Here is a 16,414-nt window from a genome sequence, read left to right on the forward strand (position 1 = left end):
AGAAACGAACATCATATGAAACATTTTCTAGACATCCACACCACTGATCCTGCGGCCCTGCGCCAGATCGTCGACACCGCGCGGGCCACCAAAGAGGCGCGGGTCGGTCTGCCCAAAGCGGCACTTGATGCCGATTTGCCGCTTAAAGACAAAATGGTCGCGCTGATTTTCGAGAAACCCTCGACCCGTACGCGCGTGTCATTCGACGTCGGTGTGCGTCAAATGGGCGGACAGACCATGGTCTTGTCTGGCGCGGATATGCAGCTGGGGCACGGCGAAAGCATCGCTGATACCGCCCGCGTTTTGTCACGCTATGTTGATATGATCATGATCCGTACCTTTGATGAAAGCACGCTGCTTGAGATGGCCGAATACGCCACTGTGCCGGTGATCAACGGGCTGACCAACCGCACACATCCGTGCCAAATCATGGCAGATATTTTGACGTTTGAAGAACACTGTGGGCCGATTCAGGGCAAAAAAGTGGTCTGGTGTGGCGATGGCAACAACGTGGCCGCGTCCTTTATTCATGCGGCGGGCCAGTTCGGGTTTGATTTCACCTTTGCGGGGCCAGAACAACTGGATCCTGAAAAAGGCTTTATGGCCGATGCGCGCAAAAAAGGCGTGAAGATCGAGATCGAGCGCAACGCGGAAAAAGCCGTACAGGGTGCTGATCTGGTTGTGACGGACACGTGGTTGTCGATGCACGACAGCCAATCAGCACGCGAACGTCGTCACGCGATGCTGCGGCCTTATCGTGTGGATCGCAAACTGATGTCGCTGGCCAATCCTGACGCCGTCTTCATGCATTGCTTGCCAGCGCATCGCGGCGAAGAAGTGACGAACAACGTGATGGATGGCCCGCAATCGGTGATCTTTGACGAGGCAGAAAACCGTCTGCACGCACAAAAGGCCATCATGGGCTGGTGCGTGTCGTAAGGCTGTGCTGATCAAAACTTTTTTGTATCTGTCTTTGCGGGCTTATTTAGTGGAACAGGCTCGACAGCAATAAAAACACCAGACCCGATAGCAACGCCGCAGCAGGTACGGTGATCACCCAAGCCGCAATGATGGTCATGAAGTGCGACCGGCGCACCAGTTTGCGACGGCGGCGTTCTTCAACTGCGATGCGCTGCTCAATCGGGCGTTTGGCATTGCTGGCGCGTTTGCGGCGCTCCATATGCCATTCGCGGAAAAAGCCGACCCCAAACACACCACCCACGGCGATATGCGTTGACGACACGGGCAGACCCAACCAGCTTGCGATGATCACGGTGATCGCAGCAGACAGTGCAACGCAAAAGGCACGCATCGGGTTCAATTTGGTGATCTGGCTGCCCACCATTTTGATCAGCTTGGGTCCAAACAACAGCAAGCCAAATGAAATCCCAAAGGCTCCAATGATCATAACCCATTGCGGGATGTTCACCTTGCCCGCGAATTCGCCGAACTCATTGGCATGAACGATCGCCGCCAGCGGGCCGACCGCATTGGCGACATCATTGGCCCCATGGGCAAAAGACAACAGTGCGGCAGAAATCACCAAAGGCAGACCAAACAGAACCTTCAACGATTTGTTGCGGTTTTCAAGCCCCTCAGATTGGCGGCGGATCAAAGGCGCAGAGACAATATAAGACACCGCGCCCACGCCAAACCCGATCAGCAGCGCGGTTGGGATGTCGATAGACACGATCCGTTTGAGACCTTTAAGGGCCAAGTAGGCCGAAAATGCCCCCATCATGATGCCCACAAGAATGGGCACCCACCGGCGCGCGGCTGCGATTTTGTCGTCTTGGTAGATGATCTTGGCTTTGATCAACGCCAAGAAACCAGCCGCCACCAAACCACCAAGTAAAGGCGAAATGACCCAAGAGGCGGCGATCTGGCTCATCGACACCCAATTCACTGCGCCAAATCCTGCGGCTGCGATGCCTGCGCCCATGACGCCGCCCACGACCGAATGCGTGGTTGACACTGGCGCGCCGATCCAAGTGGCAAGGTTCACCCACAAGGCCGACGACAATAAGGCTGCCATCATCGCCCAGATAAATATCTGTGTATCGGCAATGGATGCAGGATCGATGATGCCCTTGGAAATCGTCGACACAACATCGCCACCCGCCAAAAGCGCGCCCGCACTTTCACATAAGGCCGCGATCACAATTGCGCCGCCCATAGTCAGGGCTTTCGCGCCCACGGCTGGCCCCATATTGTTGGCCACATCGTTCGCGCCGATGTTGATCGCCATATAAGCGCCCAAAGCGGCGGCAGCGATGATGATCATCGATCCAGGTTGGCTGCCAAAGATCAACCCGGCGATGAGACCAGCGATGATGATAAAGGCCAAAGCCACCCCAAGTCCCACCATCGGGCGGGCCACATAGGTTTGGGCGTATTCAAATTGGCTGATACGGTTCAGGTCTTTGTCCAGTGTTTTCCACTGATTGCCGTTTGGCGCGCTCATGGGATGGCTCTCAATTTTTACAAAGCTGTTACATTGAGCGCAGCGCTAAAGGACCGAGGCCTTTGTATCAAGCTTTTTGGCACTTCAAGGCGAGAAACTTTCGATATTCACGGTAACTTTATATCGTTATCGAGTTTTGCCCACGAGGGCAGGAGGCTGTAAAATGTCTGCTGCGCGTGGCAGGGCGTCTGTGGCACGGTTTGTTCCACAGGTTTGTTCACCATATTAAAATGCGCGCAAAATCGCTTTCAGTTCTGGTTCTTCCACAAGCTCAGCCGCTGCTTTTGGGGCCATCCAGTCACGTTTGCGCTCATCCACTTCTGGGTAGCTGTCTGCGAGCTTGTCCACTTCGATAGAATACACATTCGCCTCGACCGGTGCGGATGCGCCATTGTTTAACACTTTGGCGTAGTGAAACTGTCCAACGGATTTTTTGTGGATTTTACGGGGCTTCACGCCAGCCTCTTCCCATGCTTCTTGGGCGGCTGTACTTGCGCCGTCCATCCCGTTGATCGGCCAGCCTTTGGGCAAAATCCAGCGGCCGCGTTCACGTGATGTGATTAATAGAACCTCTTTGCCGTTTTTACTTTTGCGAAAGCAAAGCGCGGCAGATTGCACCCTGTTTGGGCGTCTGATCATAGGGTCTATAACGCCAGACCAAGCGGTTTTAAGCAATGAGATCATGAGCGAAAATTATGCCTGCTTTATTATTATTCCGTAAAGTATAGAGACTTTTCCCTAAATAATCAACAATCTACGATTTTCCAGCATTTTCTTGCACATTTTTGTGGCGCAGGCTGCCTGCTAAACTGGCGCATTTCGGCACATATTTTGATGATCAGAGACAGAGCAGGCATGGCAATTCTTTATGTCATACGCTAACATATCACACATAGAAAAATGCACGCGGCGCACAGGTGGCTGCCGCACGACATAATATGAAAGTGAATGACATATGGCACAAGCGCGCATCGGCCTGATTGGCCTTGGTGTTATGGGGGCGAACCTTGCGCTCAACATCGCTGAAAATGGGTTTCCCGTCGCAGTTTACAATCGCACAGGCTCGGTGACAGACGATTACATCGCCTCCGCTGGCGATCTTGCGAAAAACTTGGTGCCGACGAAGACTCTCGAAGAGCTCGTGGCCTCTTTGACCAAGCCGCGCGCCATTATCATCATGGTGCAAGCGGGTGGCCCCGTGGATTCCGTTATCGAAGGGCTGACGCCGCTGCTCGACAAAGGTGACATGATCATCGACGCGGGCAACGCCAACTTCCATGACACCCGCCGTCGCGATGCAGCCCTGTCAACCAGTGGTCTGAATTTCATCGGCATGGGCGTCTCTGGTGGCGAAGAAGGTGCGCGTCACGGTCCGTCTATCATGGCTGGTGGCGACAAATCTTCTTTCGAAGTTATTCGCGACATCTTGGAGGCGATTTCTGCCAAGCACGATGGCGCGCCTTGTGCCGATCACTTTGGTCCGGACGGCGCAGGCCATTTCGTCAAAACCGTGCACAACGGTATCGAATACGCCGATATGCAGATGATCGCCGAAGTTTATGGCCTGTTGCGTGATGGCGAAGGCCGCTCTGCCGCCGATATCGGCAAGCTGTTCGAGACATGGGACCAAGGGCAACTGAAATCCTACCTTGTCGAGATTTCCGGCAAGGTTTTGCAAACGGTAGACGAAAAGTCCGGTCAGCCCATCGTTGATATTATTGTCGATAAAGCTGGTCAAAAAGGCACTGGCCGTTGGACGGCGATTGAAGCCTTGTCTTTGGGGCAATCCCCATCCACGATCGAAGCAGCAGTCGCGGCGCGCTCTTGGTCTGCGGTCAAAGATACACGCATCGCTGGTGAAGAGCTGTTCGCAGGTCTTGAAATGGATACGGCTGCGGCGCCTGCTATCTCGAATGATGATCTGGAAAAAGCGCTTTTGGCGGCCAAAATTATCGCTTATGATCAAGGTCTTAATCTTTTGTCTGCGGCCTCGGATGAATACAACTGGGATCTGGATCTTGCGAGCTGTGCCGAAGTTTGGCGCGAAGGCTGCATCATTCGGTCCACGATGTTGGATGAGATGGCAACCGCCGCCCGTGAAGGTCTGCCCCATGGCAACCTGATCTTCTCACCACGCTTTGCAGATCGCATCAAAGAGGGCTCGTCAGCGCTTCGCCGTGTTGTCGCATCAGCGACTCTGAGCGGTCAGCCTGTGCCAGCCTTCGCAGCCGCACTGGCCTATTTCGATACCATGCGTCAGGGCCGTGGCACCACCGATTTGGTGCAAGGTCAACGTGATTTCTTTGGCGCGCATGGTTTCGTGCGTGTGGACACAGGCGAGACAGACCAACACGGTCCGTGGGCCTCAGATATCGCGCATTCTTAAGCGTATCAGTCTTAAAATCGATCAAAAGCGCGGGGCCTGTCTCGCGCTTTTTTTATGCCTGATAGCTTTATGTCCGAAAAGCTGGGCGTTTTGGCTAAAGACTCATTGTGACGCTCGACTGAATGACGCTCGACTGAAATATACTTGCTAGATTTGTAGGTGCTTTGCTTGGTGATTTGGTGACCAAGATGTGACGGATATGGTTATTAACAATCCGTCCAACACCGTCCGACAAAAACTTTGTGCTGACTTGGGGGTTGCAATCGCTCAAGTGTTCTGCAATTCATGCGTCACCACAGGGGAGCCGCATCATGTTGCGGCTGAGATGGGGGCACAAGCCCACGGACCCTTAAAGCTGATCTGGATAATGCCAGCGTAGCAAGGAGGACAGAAATGTTTGTAGGCGCACAAGTTTCCCTTTATCCGATGACCGATGGGTTCGTGGATGTGATTTTATCATCACTTCATGCGCTTGACCCATGGCGTGATAAATTGCGGATCGAGACAGATGATATTTCAACTTTGATCGTCGGCCCGCCCGAGGTTTTATTTCCCGCTCTGCGCGACCTTTACAGTGCCGCGGCAGCAACCGGCCAGCACATCGTCTTGCGCTGTACTTTATCGCGTGGTTGCCCAGGCGAGCCGGATGATCCCATCTGCCAAACGAATGCTTTGGCGAACCCGTCCGAACCTTTGGTGTCGCGCCAAAACAGCGCCTTGAGTGCCATTGCCGAGACACCAGAAAAAGGCCAGTTCGCAGATGCGCAGTTTTCACTTTACGTGATGGGCGCGGGCGACCATATGGCCGAGATCATGGGCTGCATTGATTTTCTCAAGCAAAGCGGTACGTTTTTGCGATCAAAGAATTTCTGCACCCGTCTCAGCGGTGATGCAGGGCCGGTCTTTGCAACGATAGAGCAAGCCTTTTGCCGCTTCGGCCCGCCAAATGGCCATGTCACTATTGATTTAACGGTTTCTGCCAACAGCCCGTCAAAGCGCTGATTGATGCACATTCCGTTGCCTCGCCGGTCCGGCGCAGGCCTGACACGCGGCTTGCCTGCCGTTTTGAGTGTTGTCAGTGCTTTTGCGCTTTGGGAAATTTACGTCCAAATATCGGGGATTTCCCCGTTGATCTTGCCCGCGCCGTCGCGCGTGCTGGAACAGATGCTATTGAATCGTGAGGTGCTGTGGCGCAACACTGTGCCGACGCTTCAGGCCACACTTTTTGGGTTTTCTTTGTCGCTGAGCGTGGCTTTTGTTTTATCAGTCGCCTTGGATTTTATGCCGCGTTTGCGCCGTGCACTTTTCCCGATTTTTGTGGTCAGTCAAACCTTGCCCTTGGTCGCGATCGCCCCCTTGGTTGTGCTGTGGTTTGGCTTTGATCTGACGCCTAAAATCTTGCTGGTCACGTTGGTGACGTTTTTCCCCATGCTGGTGGCTTTGGTGGATGGATATGATTCGACAGATCCTGAAATCGAAGAATTGTTGCATTCTATGGGGGCCTCAAAGCGCGTGGTGTTTCGGCGTGCGCGTTTGCCGTCGGCGATGCCATATTTCTTTGCAGGGCTGCGTATTTCGATCACCTATGCCGTCGTCGCGGCGATCTTTGCAGAATATGTCGGTGCGCGTGCAGGATTGGGCATCGTGATTTTGAACGCCAAAAACAGCTTTCGTCCTGACCTTGTGTTGGCAGCTGTCGTCATCAGTTCCGTGCTGACCTTGGCACTGTTCGCGGCCACTGCTCTGTTGCAGCGTGTGGCCTTGCGCTGGCGCGATGCAAAGGGGGATCAATGACCGTTCTGGATATGAAAAACGTGGGGCTGAGGCTGGGGCAAACCGATGTCTTGGCGGATATTTCCATGCATGTCGCGCAAGGCGAATTCGTGTCGATCCTTGGTCCATCTGGTGCGGGGAAATCTACCATTTTCCGACTGTTGACAGGTGCGCTGGACGCTGATCGTGGTGCGATCACCTGCAATGGGGTGCCGTTGACGGACGACCAGCAAGGCTTTGCATTTATGCCGCAAAGCGATGCCTTGATGCCTTGGCTGCGTATTCTGGATAATGTGACCTTGGGGCTTGAGGTGCAGGGCGTGCCCCGCAAGGAGGCGCGAGCACGTGCTTTGCCTTTGTTCGCAGACTTCGGGCTTGTTGGGTTTGAACATCGTTATCCCACACAATTGTCTGGCGGGATGCGTCAACGCGCGGCTTTGTTGCGCACTGTTTTGCAAGGTCGTCCAATGCAATTGCTGGATGAGCCTTTTGGCGCTTTGGATGCCTTGACGCGGATGCAGATGCAAAAGTGGTTTGAATCCCGCTGGAAATCGGCGCGCTGGACCACGTTGCTTGTCACTCATGATGTGCGCGAAGCTGTTGCTTTATCGGACCGAATTTACGTGTTGTCGCGCCGTCCCGCGACTGTGATCGCGGAAGTTGCCGTGCCCACACCGCGCCCGCGTTTCGACTGCCCCACGTCCGCTGATGCCCACGCCCTTGAGGCGCATCTATTAGATATTTTGTTGACCCAAACCGGAGATACCCTATGAAGCATTTCATCGCGACCGCATGTTTTTTAATGACCTTGCCTGCCATATCCCAGAATGCTGTGGCGCAAGAGGCCATGACCCAAGAAAAGGTGACTGTTGCACTGGATTGGACCCCGAATACCAATCACGTTGGGCTGTATGTCGCGCAATCCAAAGGTTGGTTCGAAGAGGCCGGCCTTGATGTCGATATCTTGCCTTACACCGATACGTCATCGACCACATTGGTCTCTGCGGGGCTCGCAGAATTTGGTGTTTTAAGTGCTGTTGGTTTTCACAGTTTGCGTGCCAAAGGCGCCGATATGACAGCTGTGATGGCGGTTGTGCAGCACGAAACGGGACGCGTGGTGTTCAATGGCAATCGCGATGACATTCAGCGGCCTGCCGATTTGGATGGCAAGATTTATGCGGGTTTTGGAAGCGATTGGGAAAACGCGCTGATTTCGACCATCATCCAAAATGATGGTGGTGCGGGCACATTCGATACGGTCACTTTGGGCACCTCTGCCTATGAAGCGCTGGCCAATGGTCGTGTCGATTTCACGCTTGAGGTCAGCACTTGGGAAGGGGTGAATTCTGTCCTTTTGGATCGCCCTCAACGCGCTTTTGTCTATGCTGACTTCGGTGTGCCAGACCAACACACAACGTTCTTAGGTGGTAATGGCTCATGGCTTGCAGAGAACCCTGATACGGCCAGCGCTTTTGTTCAAGCGGCGCAACGGGGATATGATTTTGCAACCCAAAACCCCGCCGCTGCGGCAGATATTTTGATCGCTGAGACCGCAGGCATGATGAGCAATCCAGATTTAGTTCATGCCTCTATGCAGGCTTTGGTCGATGGCGGCTATTTGCAAGATGCTGATGAAGCTGTTGGGGTGATTGATGCGGATATGGTCAATAACATTGCAAAGTTTTTGTTCGACGCAGGCATCTTGCGCGATGAAGATGGGCAGATCCTTGCGAGGCTTCCTGATGTTTCAACATGGTTCACCAACGCATATCTGGCGCGCTAAATTTGGGGGTGACTTACTTTGCAAAGCTCGGCGTAAGTCAGTCACCCTTAACTTTTTTGCCCCAATTCCCCACTGTGATAAGCAGCTAAACGGGGATCACTTTTGTGCCCCAAGTGACGCAATCTTGCTCAAGGTTTTGGGGTAAATCTGTATCGGTGATCAACGTTGTGACATCTGCCAATGAGCAGATGGTCAGTGGCGCTTTGCGGTCAAATTTAAAGCGATCCGCAACCACCACGACCTTGCGCGAGCGTTTGATTGCTGTGGTGCTGACCATGACTTCTTGCCCGTCAAAATCCAGCAGATCGCCATCTGTATCAATGGCAGAACACCCCAAAACAGAATAATCGAACTTGAACTGTTTGACCATTTCCGCTGTGAGGCCGCCAACAAGACCACCGTCAGAGCGGCGCAGCACACCGCCGACCAAAATGATTTCACAGCTTTGATTGGCGGCCAGAATATTGGCGATATTGAGGTTGTTGGTGACCACGAGCAGATTTTCATGATCAAGCAATTCTTGGGCCACGGCTTCTGTGGTGGTGCCGATGTTCATGAACAAGGATGCCCCGTTTGGGATCTGCGCAGCACATGTTACCGCAATGGATCTCTTGCCGGTTTGATTGAGGCGACGACGTTCGCCATACTGGATATTAGTGACGCCAGATGCGATCACAGCACCACCATGCACACGTTCCAACTGCCCGCTATCGGCCAGATGTGACAGGTCGCGCCGGATCGTTTGAACTGTAACCTCGTATTTTTGCGCCAGCCCATCGACAGTGACCTTGCCGTCACGGCGCGCCATTTCGAGTATCTCTTTTTGTCTGAAGGTCGAGATCATGTTTGTTCCTTTGGCGGGGGGGAGCCCATCAAAACAATCTGTAGTCCAAGTGGTTTCGTCAAGAGCGCAAGGCTATCGTTTGTGTTCTAATATGTAATATTTATGGATTATATAATAATTTATGCGGAATTTTTCATAAAAACGAAAGTAAACGAACATTCAATGTTGATTGCGATAGTGAATCAGTGTTGATTGAAGCCGACTGAAAGCAGACAGCTTACGGTGAAAATTTGAACGCGAGGAGGCTTTCCGTGGGCCAAAACGAACCGAAGGATATTATCGATCTTTTCGTCATCGGCGGTGGCATCAACGGCTGCGGTATTGCCCGTGACGCGGTGGGCCGTGGCCTCAGTGTTGAACTGGCCGAGATGAACGATTTGGCCTCAGCGACCTCATCGGCATCGACCAAGCTGTTCCATGGTGGATTGCGCTATCTTGAGTACTGGGAAGTCCGTTTGGTGCGTGAAGCTTTGATTGAGCGCGAAACATTGCTGCGTGCTATGCCGCATATTTCTTGGCCGATGCGTTTTGTTTTACCCTATCACAAAGATATGCGCTTTGAAGGTGACACGCCGACCTCAAAGTTGCTCAACACCGTCATGCCGTGGATGAAAGGGCGTCGTCCTGCTTGGCTCATCCGGCTTGGGTTGTTCTTGTATGACAATCTTGGCGGGCGCAAAATTCTTAAAGCGACCACATCGGTCAACTTGGAAACCGCCCCTGAGGGTGCGCCTTTGAAAGATCGTTTCAAAAAGGCTTATGAGTATTCGGATTGCTGGGTCGAAGACAGCCGTTTGGTGGTCTTGAACGCCCGTGATGCGCAAAGCCGTGGTGCCAAAATTAATGTGCGCACCAAGGTCGTGTCGGCCAAGCAAGTGGACGGGTTGTGGCATATCACGCTTGAGGCCAAAGACAGCGGGGCGCAGCGTGTGGTTGTGGCACGGATGCTGGTCAACGCGGGTGGGCCATGGGTCAAAGATGTGATCCAAAATACAGCGCGGATCAATTCGACTGAGGGCGTGCGCTTGGTGCGTGGCAGTCACATCGTCACCCGCAAGCTTTACGATCACGACAAATGTTATTTCTTTCAAGGCGAAGATGGGCGGATCATTTTCACGATTCCTTACGAGACTGATTTTACTCTGATCGGGACAACAGATGCGGAACATTCTGACGCGGATACCAAGCCGGAGTGCACCCCCGAAGAGCGAGCTTATCTGTTGGCCTTTGCCTCCAACTATCTGAAAACACCCGTCACGGACGCTGATGTGGTGTGGAGCTATTCTGGCGTGCGGCCCCTTTATGATGACGGGGCCAGTTCAGCCACGGCTGCGACGCGTGATTATGTGGTCAAGGTCGATACCTCGGCGGGGGCGCCTATGGTGAACGTCTTTGGCGGTAAGATCACCACCTACCGCCGCTTGGCTGAAACAGCGATGGAAAAAATTGCACCGTTTTTCCCAACAATCGGGCAACCTTGGACTGCCGGAGTTGCTATGCCAGGTGGGGATTTTCCGGTGGATGGTGTCGAAGCGCTGACACAACATTTGGCAAAATCATATCCGTTTTTGGATGCGAACTGGGCGACGCGGCTGATCAAGGCCTATGGGAGCGATGCCTTTGAGGTGCTCGGAGATGCCAAGGCGCCCGCCGATTTAGGGCAGCTCTTCGGAGCCAATCTGACCGAACGCGAAGTGGTTTGGTTGATGAACAAAGAGTTCGCGCACACAGCCGAAGACATTGTATGGCGGCGCTCTAAATTGGGGCTGCGCATGTCGCCACAAGACATCGAGGCGCTTGACGGCTGGATGGCAGCTGCGTCTACTGCGCGGTGATCCTGTTTTGGCGTCGCGCCAATTCACTTGAGGTCGCTGTCTTTCGACATTTAGAACAAGGTAAATAACATGACTTACATTCTTGCAATTGATCAAGGGACGACTTCGACCCGCACGATGGTGTTTGATCAAGGCATGTCTGTTGTGGCGTCTAAACAGCAAGAGTTCACTCAGCATTTCCCACAATCGGGTTGGGTGGAACACGATCCGAACGATCTGTGGGACAGCACGCTTGCAACCTGTCGCGGGGCGATGGACAAGGCCGATATTAAGGCCTCGCAGGTTGCCGCCATTGGCATCACCAATCAACGCGAAACGGTTTTGGTTTGGGACAGGCATACAGGTGAGCCCATTCATAACGCGATCGTTTGGCAAGACCGTCGCACCGCTGGTCTGTGCCGTGATCTGCGCGACGCGGGTCACGAGGCGATGATTGTCGAACGTACAGGCCTGTTGATTGATCCGTATTTTTCCAGCACCAAACTGAAATGGGTTTTGGATCATGTGGAGGGCGCAAGGGACCGTGCAGCCAAAGGCGATCTGCTGTTTGGCACTGTTGATAGCTTTCTGATTTGGAAACTTACAGGCGGCGTGGCGCATGTCACTGACGCAACCAATGCAGCACGCACGATGCTTTATGATATCCGCAAAGGCCGTTGGAGCCAGACCATCTGCGATCTGTTGGATATCCCGATGCAAATGCTGCCCGAGGTCAAAGATTGTGCGGCCGATTTCGGCCAAACCGACCCTGATCTATTTGGCGCCTCTATCCCAATTTGCGGCGTTGCGGGCGACCAGCAAGCGGCCACTTTGGGGCAGGCTTGTTTCGAGCCGGGTATGATGAAATCCACATACGGCACCGGCTGTTTTGCGCTGTTGAACACGGGCGATGTGCCTGTGATGTCAAAAAATCGCTTGCTGACGACGATTGCCTATCAATTGAACGGCAAGCCGACATATGCGCTTGAGGGGTCGATCTTTATCGCCGGTGCTGTGGTGCAATGGCTGCGTGATGGGCTGCAAATCATTAACGACGCGGCCGAAACGCAAGAGCTGGCCAAGCAGGCCGACCCGCATCAAAATGTCGTGCTTGTACCTGCTTTTGTAGGCCTTGGTGCGCCGTATTGGAATGCAGATTGTCGTGGGGCGGCCTTTGGCCTGACACGCGGCACGGGACCGGCTGAGATGGCGAAAGCAGCACTGGAAAGCGTGGGGTATCAGACGCGTGACTTGCTTGAAGCGATGTCTGCCGATTGGCAGGCCACAGGTGTCGCCCCCACTTTGCGCGTCGATGGCGGGATGACAGCCAGCGATTGGACGATGCAGTTTTTGTCGGACATTATCGGCGCGCCTGTGGATCGTCCGAAAGTGCATGAAACCACGGCTGTTGGCGTGGCGTGGCTTGCAGGGATGCATGTGGGGATTTACCCCGACCAAGATACTTTTGCAGCACTTTGGGCTTGCGACACCAAATTTGAGCCGCAGATGGACGAGAGCCAACGACAAGACAAATACACAGCATGGAAACGCGCAGTCGCGGCGACGCTGAGTTTCTAAGCTATCTCACACCGTGATCGTCATGGTGATTGTCATGAGTTGCATTGACCAAAGGCTCTGATACGGTCCGTTCGTATCTGCGATAAGGGGCATTCACATGACGGACAATCAAACCACAAAGATGTCAGATCCGCGTTTGCGCAACCCATTGGTGTTTCCAAACGGCGTGCCTGATCCTGCGACTGTGTTTCTATCGCAGGTGATTGATCACCCAAATATCGATGTGGGGGATTGGACCTATTACAACGATCAGCGGTTGCCCGATGATTACGCGAGTACCTTGGCGCCTTACTTGTTTGCCGGTGCGCCTGAACGATTGAGCATCGGCAAGTTTTGCCAGATTGCACAAGGGGTTGAATTTATCACGGCTTCAGCCAATCACGCGATGGCAGGTGTTTCGACCTATCCGTTTGCCGTGTTTGATCCGACAAAGATCGCTGGATACCGAGGAGAGTTGCCTCGTGGGTCAGATACTATCATCGGTCATGATTGCTGGATTGGGCGCGGTGCCACGGTGTTGCCGGGCGCTGAGCTTGGCTGCGGTGTGATTGTGGGGGCAAAAGCCGTCGTGCGGGGCAAAATTCCTGATTACGCTATCGTGGCGGGCAATCCGGCCAAGATTGTGCGAATGCGGTTTGATGCAGATACCGTCGCACAGTTGCTTGAAATTGCGTGGTGGGATTGGAGTGCCGATAAAATCGCAGCGCATGTGGATTTGATCACATCGGGTGATGTTACTGCGCTTGCTGCTGTGACCTAGTACAGCGTGACGATAGGCCAGAAAACGGCTGGCCTATCATTTTGCTCTCATCCTATTTGACGTTGGACACCCAGCGGCATTGATAGGGCGCAAAGGTCAAAACCCCATCAGACAGGTCAAGTTTTTTGCCGGTCAAAAGATCGTACCAATCTTCGCCTTCAATCAAGTTGATCGATAGCGTCGGCACCACTTGCGCCTCGTCAGAGACATTGTGTAGCGCGAATATGGATTGGTCACGGTTCAATGATTGACGCCACAGGCCAAAGATTTTCTCGCCCAATTGCATAGTGAACTGCGTGGCATTCGGATGGAATGCTTTTTGCTTGGTGCGGATGGCGATACGCTCTTTCATCGCTGTCAAAACCTGCGCGTGTACGGTCTCGGGCGCGTCCAGTTGTTTGCGCAGCTCGCCATAATCCCACCGATGACGATTGATCGCACGGTTCATGCCGCTTTTTTCAACCCCGTCCACATCATTGTGTGTGGCCAAAAGCGAATGAACGTAGAACGCAGGCACACCTTCAAGCGCCATGACAATGCTTTGCGAACATAAGAACCGCGCGATTTGATGCGCGTCTTCGCCGCCCTCAATCGTGCCTTTGAGTGCATCAAAAAACGTGATGTTCAGCTCATAGGGTTTCTCCGATCCATCGGGCAGGGCGCGCATCGACACCTTGCCGCCAAAATCGCGTACTGTGTTGATGACGCTGCCAAGCTCTTCGCCAGACAGCAAGCCTTCGGCCCCGCGCACGCCGATCCCGTCATGAGAGGCCGCGAAGTTCAGATAAGCGCAGCCCAATTGCGCTGGCGGCATCCGCATCAACCATTGGTTCAAATGCACGCTTGTCCCGCTCAATAACGCATGCAGCAACAAGGGCGGCAACGAGAAATTGTAGATCATATGCGCTTCGTTGCGGTTGCCAAAATAGCTGAGGTTTTCCGCGTTGGGCACATTGGTTTCTGTCAGCAACACAACAGGTTCTTCGGCGTAATCACACAAGACCCGCATCAGCCGCACGATGGCGTGGGTTTCGGGCAGGTGAATGCAGGTGGTGCCGATTTCTTTCCACAAGAACGCCACCGCATCCAAACGCACGATCCGAATGCCGTGATCGATGTGCAGGCGCGTCACGCGTAGAAATTCAAGCAGAACTTCGGGGTTTTCAAAATCAAGGTCGATCTGATCGTGACTAAACGTACACCACACATGTTTGGGGCCAGAGGCTGTTTCGACCTCGCGCAGCAAAGGCGAGGTGCGTGGGCGTACAACTTCGCTCAGATCGTCGCTGGGCAGGGCTTCTTTGAAAAACTTGTCGTAAGGCTCGCGGCCCTGCAAATAGTCCGAGAACCAGTTTGAGCTGCTCGATACATGGTTCAACACCAAATCAGACATCAATCTAAAATCTGACGCGATACGCTCAATATCGGCCCAATCGCCAAGCTGGCTGTTCACTGCGCAGTAATCTGTGACAGAAAATCCGTCGTCTGACGTGAACGGGAAAAACGGCAGGATATGGACGCCCGAAATGACGCCTTTGACGTAGCGATCCAGAAAGTCACGTAATAGATCTAAAGGTTTGTGTTGGCCGTCTACGAATGTATTGCCGTAGGTGATGACCAATGTATCAGCTTCGCTCCACAACGTATTGCCCAAAGCGCGCCCTCGACTGCGGGCTTTGGTGTCATCGGGCCAAAATGCGTCGACGACTTGGCTCGCCAAAGCTGCAGGGTCTTGGTCAGGATAGATCTGCGTCAGAAGCGTTGCTAAAGTGTCGTTCAGTTTTGAGGATGCTTTGGCCATTGGCTCGCTTTCGTTGCTCTTTAACCTTGTAGAGCAAACTGACGCAGGATCGGCAATGCGAAGTGCCGTTCAACAAACCGACCGTGCCGCAAAGCAGGGCGGTGGCGGTCTATTTCTTTCGCGGATGATTAAAAATTAGACGCAAATCGGGCAATCTAGGCGCGGTCCCCAGCAGAAGTGTCGATAAGCCAACCTTGAGGCCCCGCAATGTGGTCTGGCAAAAAAACGATCATCGCTTCACGAATGGCAATAACGGTCATCACAGACATCACGATTTGATCGAATGTGAGCGTTGAAAAATGCATCTGTTGCCTCCTGCCTTACCAAGTGTCGAGGCAAGGTGGCGTTTCAATGAGGCCTAATGAGGGCAAGGATCAGGCGCTCGTTGGGCGCGTGGCGCACAGAGGTTAATACCAGATCAAATTGCGTTAAAATCCGAACGGCTTTGTCTCATATCCGACACCCGTCATGTACAATCCACCGGGGGGGCTGACAGGTCCACAAGCCGTGCGGTCCCGTGCTTCCAGTGCCGCTGTCATGTCATCAGGGGTCCAATATTTGGCCCCTACGCGTTCGAGTGACCCAACGATAGAGCGCACTTGATTGTGTAAAAACGACCGCGCCCGCAAATGGAACTGGTATTCTTTTCCGTAAGGATAGTCGATTTCCTCGACGGTGATTTCGTCCATGGTTTTGATCGGCGTGTTGGCCTGACACATTGTGGATCGGAACGTGGTGAAATCATGAGTGCCCAGCAGTCGGTTCGCTGCCTCTTGCATCAATCCCGCATCCAGCGGTCCGCGCACTTGCCAGACCAAACCTGCGCCATGCACGACGGGCGCGCGCCGCGCGATCAACCGAAACGTATAGCGCCGCTCGTTGGCAGAATAGCGCGCGTGCCAGTCATCATCGACGCGCACGGCATCCAAAATCGCGACAGGCAGGGGTTTGAGGTGAAAATTCACCGCTTCCATCAGCCGAAATGGCTCCCAGTCGCGTACCAAATCGCAATGGGCCACTTGGCCTTTGGCATGCACGCCAGCGTCTGTGCGCCCCGCTGCGCCGATCGTCGGGCAATCGGGGTCGATTTTGCGCAGCGCCTCTTCGACAGCTTGCTGGACTGAGGGCTGCGTTTTTTGGCGTTGCCACCCTGAAAAGGGCGCGCCGTTGTATTCTATGAGAAGGGCAAATCTGGGCATGACTGCCATGTA

Annotated in this window: 15 protein-coding genes and 1 riboswitch; of the genes, 9 read left to right on the top strand and 6 right to left on the bottom strand. The window is 53.6% G+C overall.

Annotated features, from left to right (window positions below; translation table 11 throughout):
- Positions 1-15: 15 nt before the first annotated feature.
- Positions 16-939 (top strand): ornithine carbamoyltransferase, encoded by a 924-nt coding sequence (argF, locus tag KO503_RS01885; protein ID WP_215989899.1) that lies wholly within the window; start codon positions 16-18, stop codon positions 937-939.
- A gap of 46 nt (positions 940-985) precedes the next feature.
- Here argF and KO503_RS01890 read toward each other — a convergent pair whose 3' ends face one another.
- Positions 986-2,464, bottom strand: a complete 1,479-nt coding sequence (locus KO503_RS01890; RefSeq protein WP_215989900.1) for an inorganic phosphate transporter — start codon at positions 2,462-2,464, stop codon at positions 986-988.
- A 225-nt stretch (positions 2,465-2,689) separates the two neighbouring features.
- A complete protein-coding gene (locus KO503_RS01895; RefSeq protein WP_215989901.1) occupies positions 2,690-3,148 on the bottom strand; it encodes an NUDIX hydrolase in 459 nt (152 codons plus the stop codon).
- 271 nt (positions 3,149-3,419) lie between these two features.
- Here KO503_RS01895 and gndA point away from each other — a divergent pair, with 271 nt between their 5' ends.
- From gndA to KO503_RS01920, 5 genes are all read left to right on the top strand, one after another.
- On the top strand, positions 3,420-4,850 hold the full coding sequence (gene gndA, locus KO503_RS01900) for an NADP-dependent phosphogluconate dehydrogenase (RefSeq protein ID WP_215989902.1): 1,431 nt from the start codon (positions 3,420-3,422) through the stop codon (positions 4,848-4,850).
- Positions 4,851-5,137: 287 nt separating this feature from the next.
- Positions 5,138-5,250, top strand: a riboswitch (TPP riboswitch).
- Complete coding sequence (locus tag KO503_RS01905) at positions 5,244-5,852, top strand: Ykof family thiamine-binding protein (protein ID WP_215989903.1); 609 nt, start codon at positions 5,244-5,246, stop codon at positions 5,850-5,852. It overlaps the preceding riboswitch by 7 nt.
- 3 nt (positions 5,853-5,855) lie before the next feature.
- Positions 5,856-6,644 (top strand): ABC transporter permease, encoded by a 789-nt coding sequence (locus KO503_RS01910; protein ID WP_215989904.1) that lies wholly within the window; start codon positions 5,856-5,858, stop codon positions 6,642-6,644.
- A complete protein-coding gene (locus KO503_RS01915) occupies positions 6,641-7,396 on the top strand; it encodes an ABC transporter ATP-binding protein (protein WP_215989905.1) in 756 nt (251 codons plus the stop codon). The genes KO503_RS01910 and KO503_RS01915 overlap by 4 nt, the downstream gene beginning before the upstream one ends.
- Positions 7,393-8,406, top strand: coding sequence for an ABC transporter substrate-binding protein (locus KO503_RS01920; protein WP_252730901.1), 1,014 nt, complete (start codon positions 7,393-7,395; stop codon positions 8,404-8,406). Before KO503_RS01915 ends, KO503_RS01920 begins: the two co-directional genes overlap by 4 nt.
- 85 nt (positions 8,407-8,491) lie before the next feature.
- On the opposite strand, the gene KO503_RS01925 is transcribed toward KO503_RS01920, so the two are convergent.
- A complete protein-coding gene (locus KO503_RS01925; RefSeq protein ID WP_215989906.1) occupies positions 8,492-9,250 on the bottom strand; it encodes a DeoR/GlpR family DNA-binding transcription regulator in 759 nt (252 codons plus the stop codon).
- A gap of 251 nt (positions 9,251-9,501) precedes the next feature.
- On the opposite strand from KO503_RS01925, the gene glpD reads away from it, so the two are divergent.
- The 3 genes from glpD to KO503_RS01940 all read left to right on the top strand — a co-directional run bounded on the left by glpD (position 9,502) and on the right by KO503_RS01940 (position 13,402).
- Positions 9,502-11,085, top strand: coding sequence for a glycerol-3-phosphate dehydrogenase (gene glpD / locus KO503_RS01930; RefSeq protein ID WP_215989907.1), 1,584 nt, complete (start codon positions 9,502-9,504; stop codon positions 11,083-11,085).
- A gap of 69 nt (positions 11,086-11,154) precedes the next feature.
- Entirely contained in the window at positions 11,155-12,642 is a 1,488-nt protein-coding gene (glpK, locus tag KO503_RS01935; RefSeq protein WP_215989908.1) for a glycerol kinase GlpK, read from the top strand.
- Between the two features lie 97 nt (positions 12,643-12,739).
- Entirely contained in the window at positions 12,740-13,402 is a 663-nt protein-coding gene (locus KO503_RS01940; RefSeq protein WP_252730903.1) for a CatB-related O-acetyltransferase, read from the top strand.
- Positions 13,403-13,454: 52 nt separating this feature from the next.
- Here KO503_RS01940 and KO503_RS01945 read toward each other — a convergent pair whose 3' ends face one another.
- The 3 genes from KO503_RS01945 to truA form a co-directional block, all read right to left on the bottom strand.
- Positions 13,455-15,203 (bottom strand): sugar phosphorylase, encoded by a 1,749-nt coding sequence (locus KO503_RS01945; RefSeq protein WP_215989909.1) that lies wholly within the window; start codon positions 15,201-15,203, stop codon positions 13,455-13,457.
- 155 nt (positions 15,204-15,358) lie between these two features.
- Positions 15,359-15,508, bottom strand: a complete 150-nt coding sequence (locus KO503_RS01950; protein ID WP_215989910.1) for a hypothetical protein — start codon at positions 15,506-15,508, stop codon at positions 15,359-15,361.
- Between the two features lie 123 nt (positions 15,509-15,631).
- Positions 15,632-16,402, bottom strand: a complete 771-nt coding sequence (gene truA, locus KO503_RS01955; protein WP_215989911.1) for a tRNA pseudouridine(38-40) synthase TruA — start codon at positions 16,400-16,402, stop codon at positions 15,632-15,634.
- Positions 16,403-16,414: the final 12 nt, after the last annotated feature.

Source organism: Pacificibacter marinus, from assembly GCF_018860505.1.
In the GTDB taxonomy this organism is placed as follows: Bacteria; Pseudomonadota; Alphaproteobacteria; order Rhodobacterales; family Rhodobacteraceae; genus Celeribacter; species Celeribacter marinus_B.

Excerpts from the sequence above, each read along its gene's own strand:
- argF (WP_215989899.1), top strand. The coding sequence starts at position 16 with ATGAAACATTTTCTAGACATCCACACCACTGATCCTGCGGCCCTGCGC.
- KO503_RS01950 (WP_215989910.1), bottom strand. The coding sequence starts at position 15,508 with ATGCATTTTTCAACGCTCACATTCGATCAAATCGTGATGTCTGTGATG.
- KO503_RS01915 (WP_215989905.1), top strand. The coding sequence starts at position 6,641 with ATGACCGTTCTGGATATGAAAAACGTGGGGCTGAGGCTGGGGCAAACC.
- KO503_RS01910 (WP_215989904.1), top strand. The coding sequence starts at position 5,856 with ATGCACATTCCGTTGCCTCGCCGGTCCGGCGCAGGCCTGACACGCGGC.
- truA (WP_215989911.1), bottom strand. The coding sequence starts at position 16,402 with ATGCCCAGATTTGCCCTTCTCATAGAATACAACGGCGCGCCCTTTTCA.
- KO503_RS01940 (WP_252730903.1), top strand. The coding sequence starts at position 12,740 with ATGACGGACAATCAAACCACAAAGATGTCAGATCCGCGTTTGCGCAAC.
- KO503_RS01890 (WP_215989900.1), bottom strand. The coding sequence starts at position 2,464 with ATGAGCGCGCCAAACGGCAATCAGTGGAAAACACTGGACAAAGACCTG.
- KO503_RS01905 (WP_215989903.1), top strand. The coding sequence starts at position 5,244 with ATGTTTGTAGGCGCACAAGTTTCCCTTTATCCGATGACCGATGGGTTC.
- gndA (WP_215989902.1), top strand. The coding sequence starts at position 3,420 with ATGGCACAAGCGCGCATCGGCCTGATTGGCCTTGGTGTTATGGGGGCG.
- glpK (WP_215989908.1), top strand. The coding sequence starts at position 11,155 with ATGACTTACATTCTTGCAATTGATCAAGGGACGACTTCGACCCGCACG.
- KO503_RS01895 (WP_215989901.1), bottom strand. The coding sequence starts at position 3,148 with ATGATCTCATTGCTTAAAACCGCTTGGTCTGGCGTTATAGACCCTATG.
- KO503_RS01945 (WP_215989909.1), bottom strand. The coding sequence starts at position 15,203 with ATGGCCAAAGCATCCTCAAAACTGAACGACACTTTAGCAACGCTTCTG.
- KO503_RS01920 (WP_252730901.1), top strand. The coding sequence starts at position 7,393 with ATGAAGCATTTCATCGCGACCGCATGTTTTTTAATGACCTTGCCTGCC.
- KO503_RS01925 (WP_215989906.1), bottom strand. The coding sequence starts at position 9,250 with ATGATCTCGACCTTCAGACAAAAAGAGATACTCGAAATGGCGCGCCGT.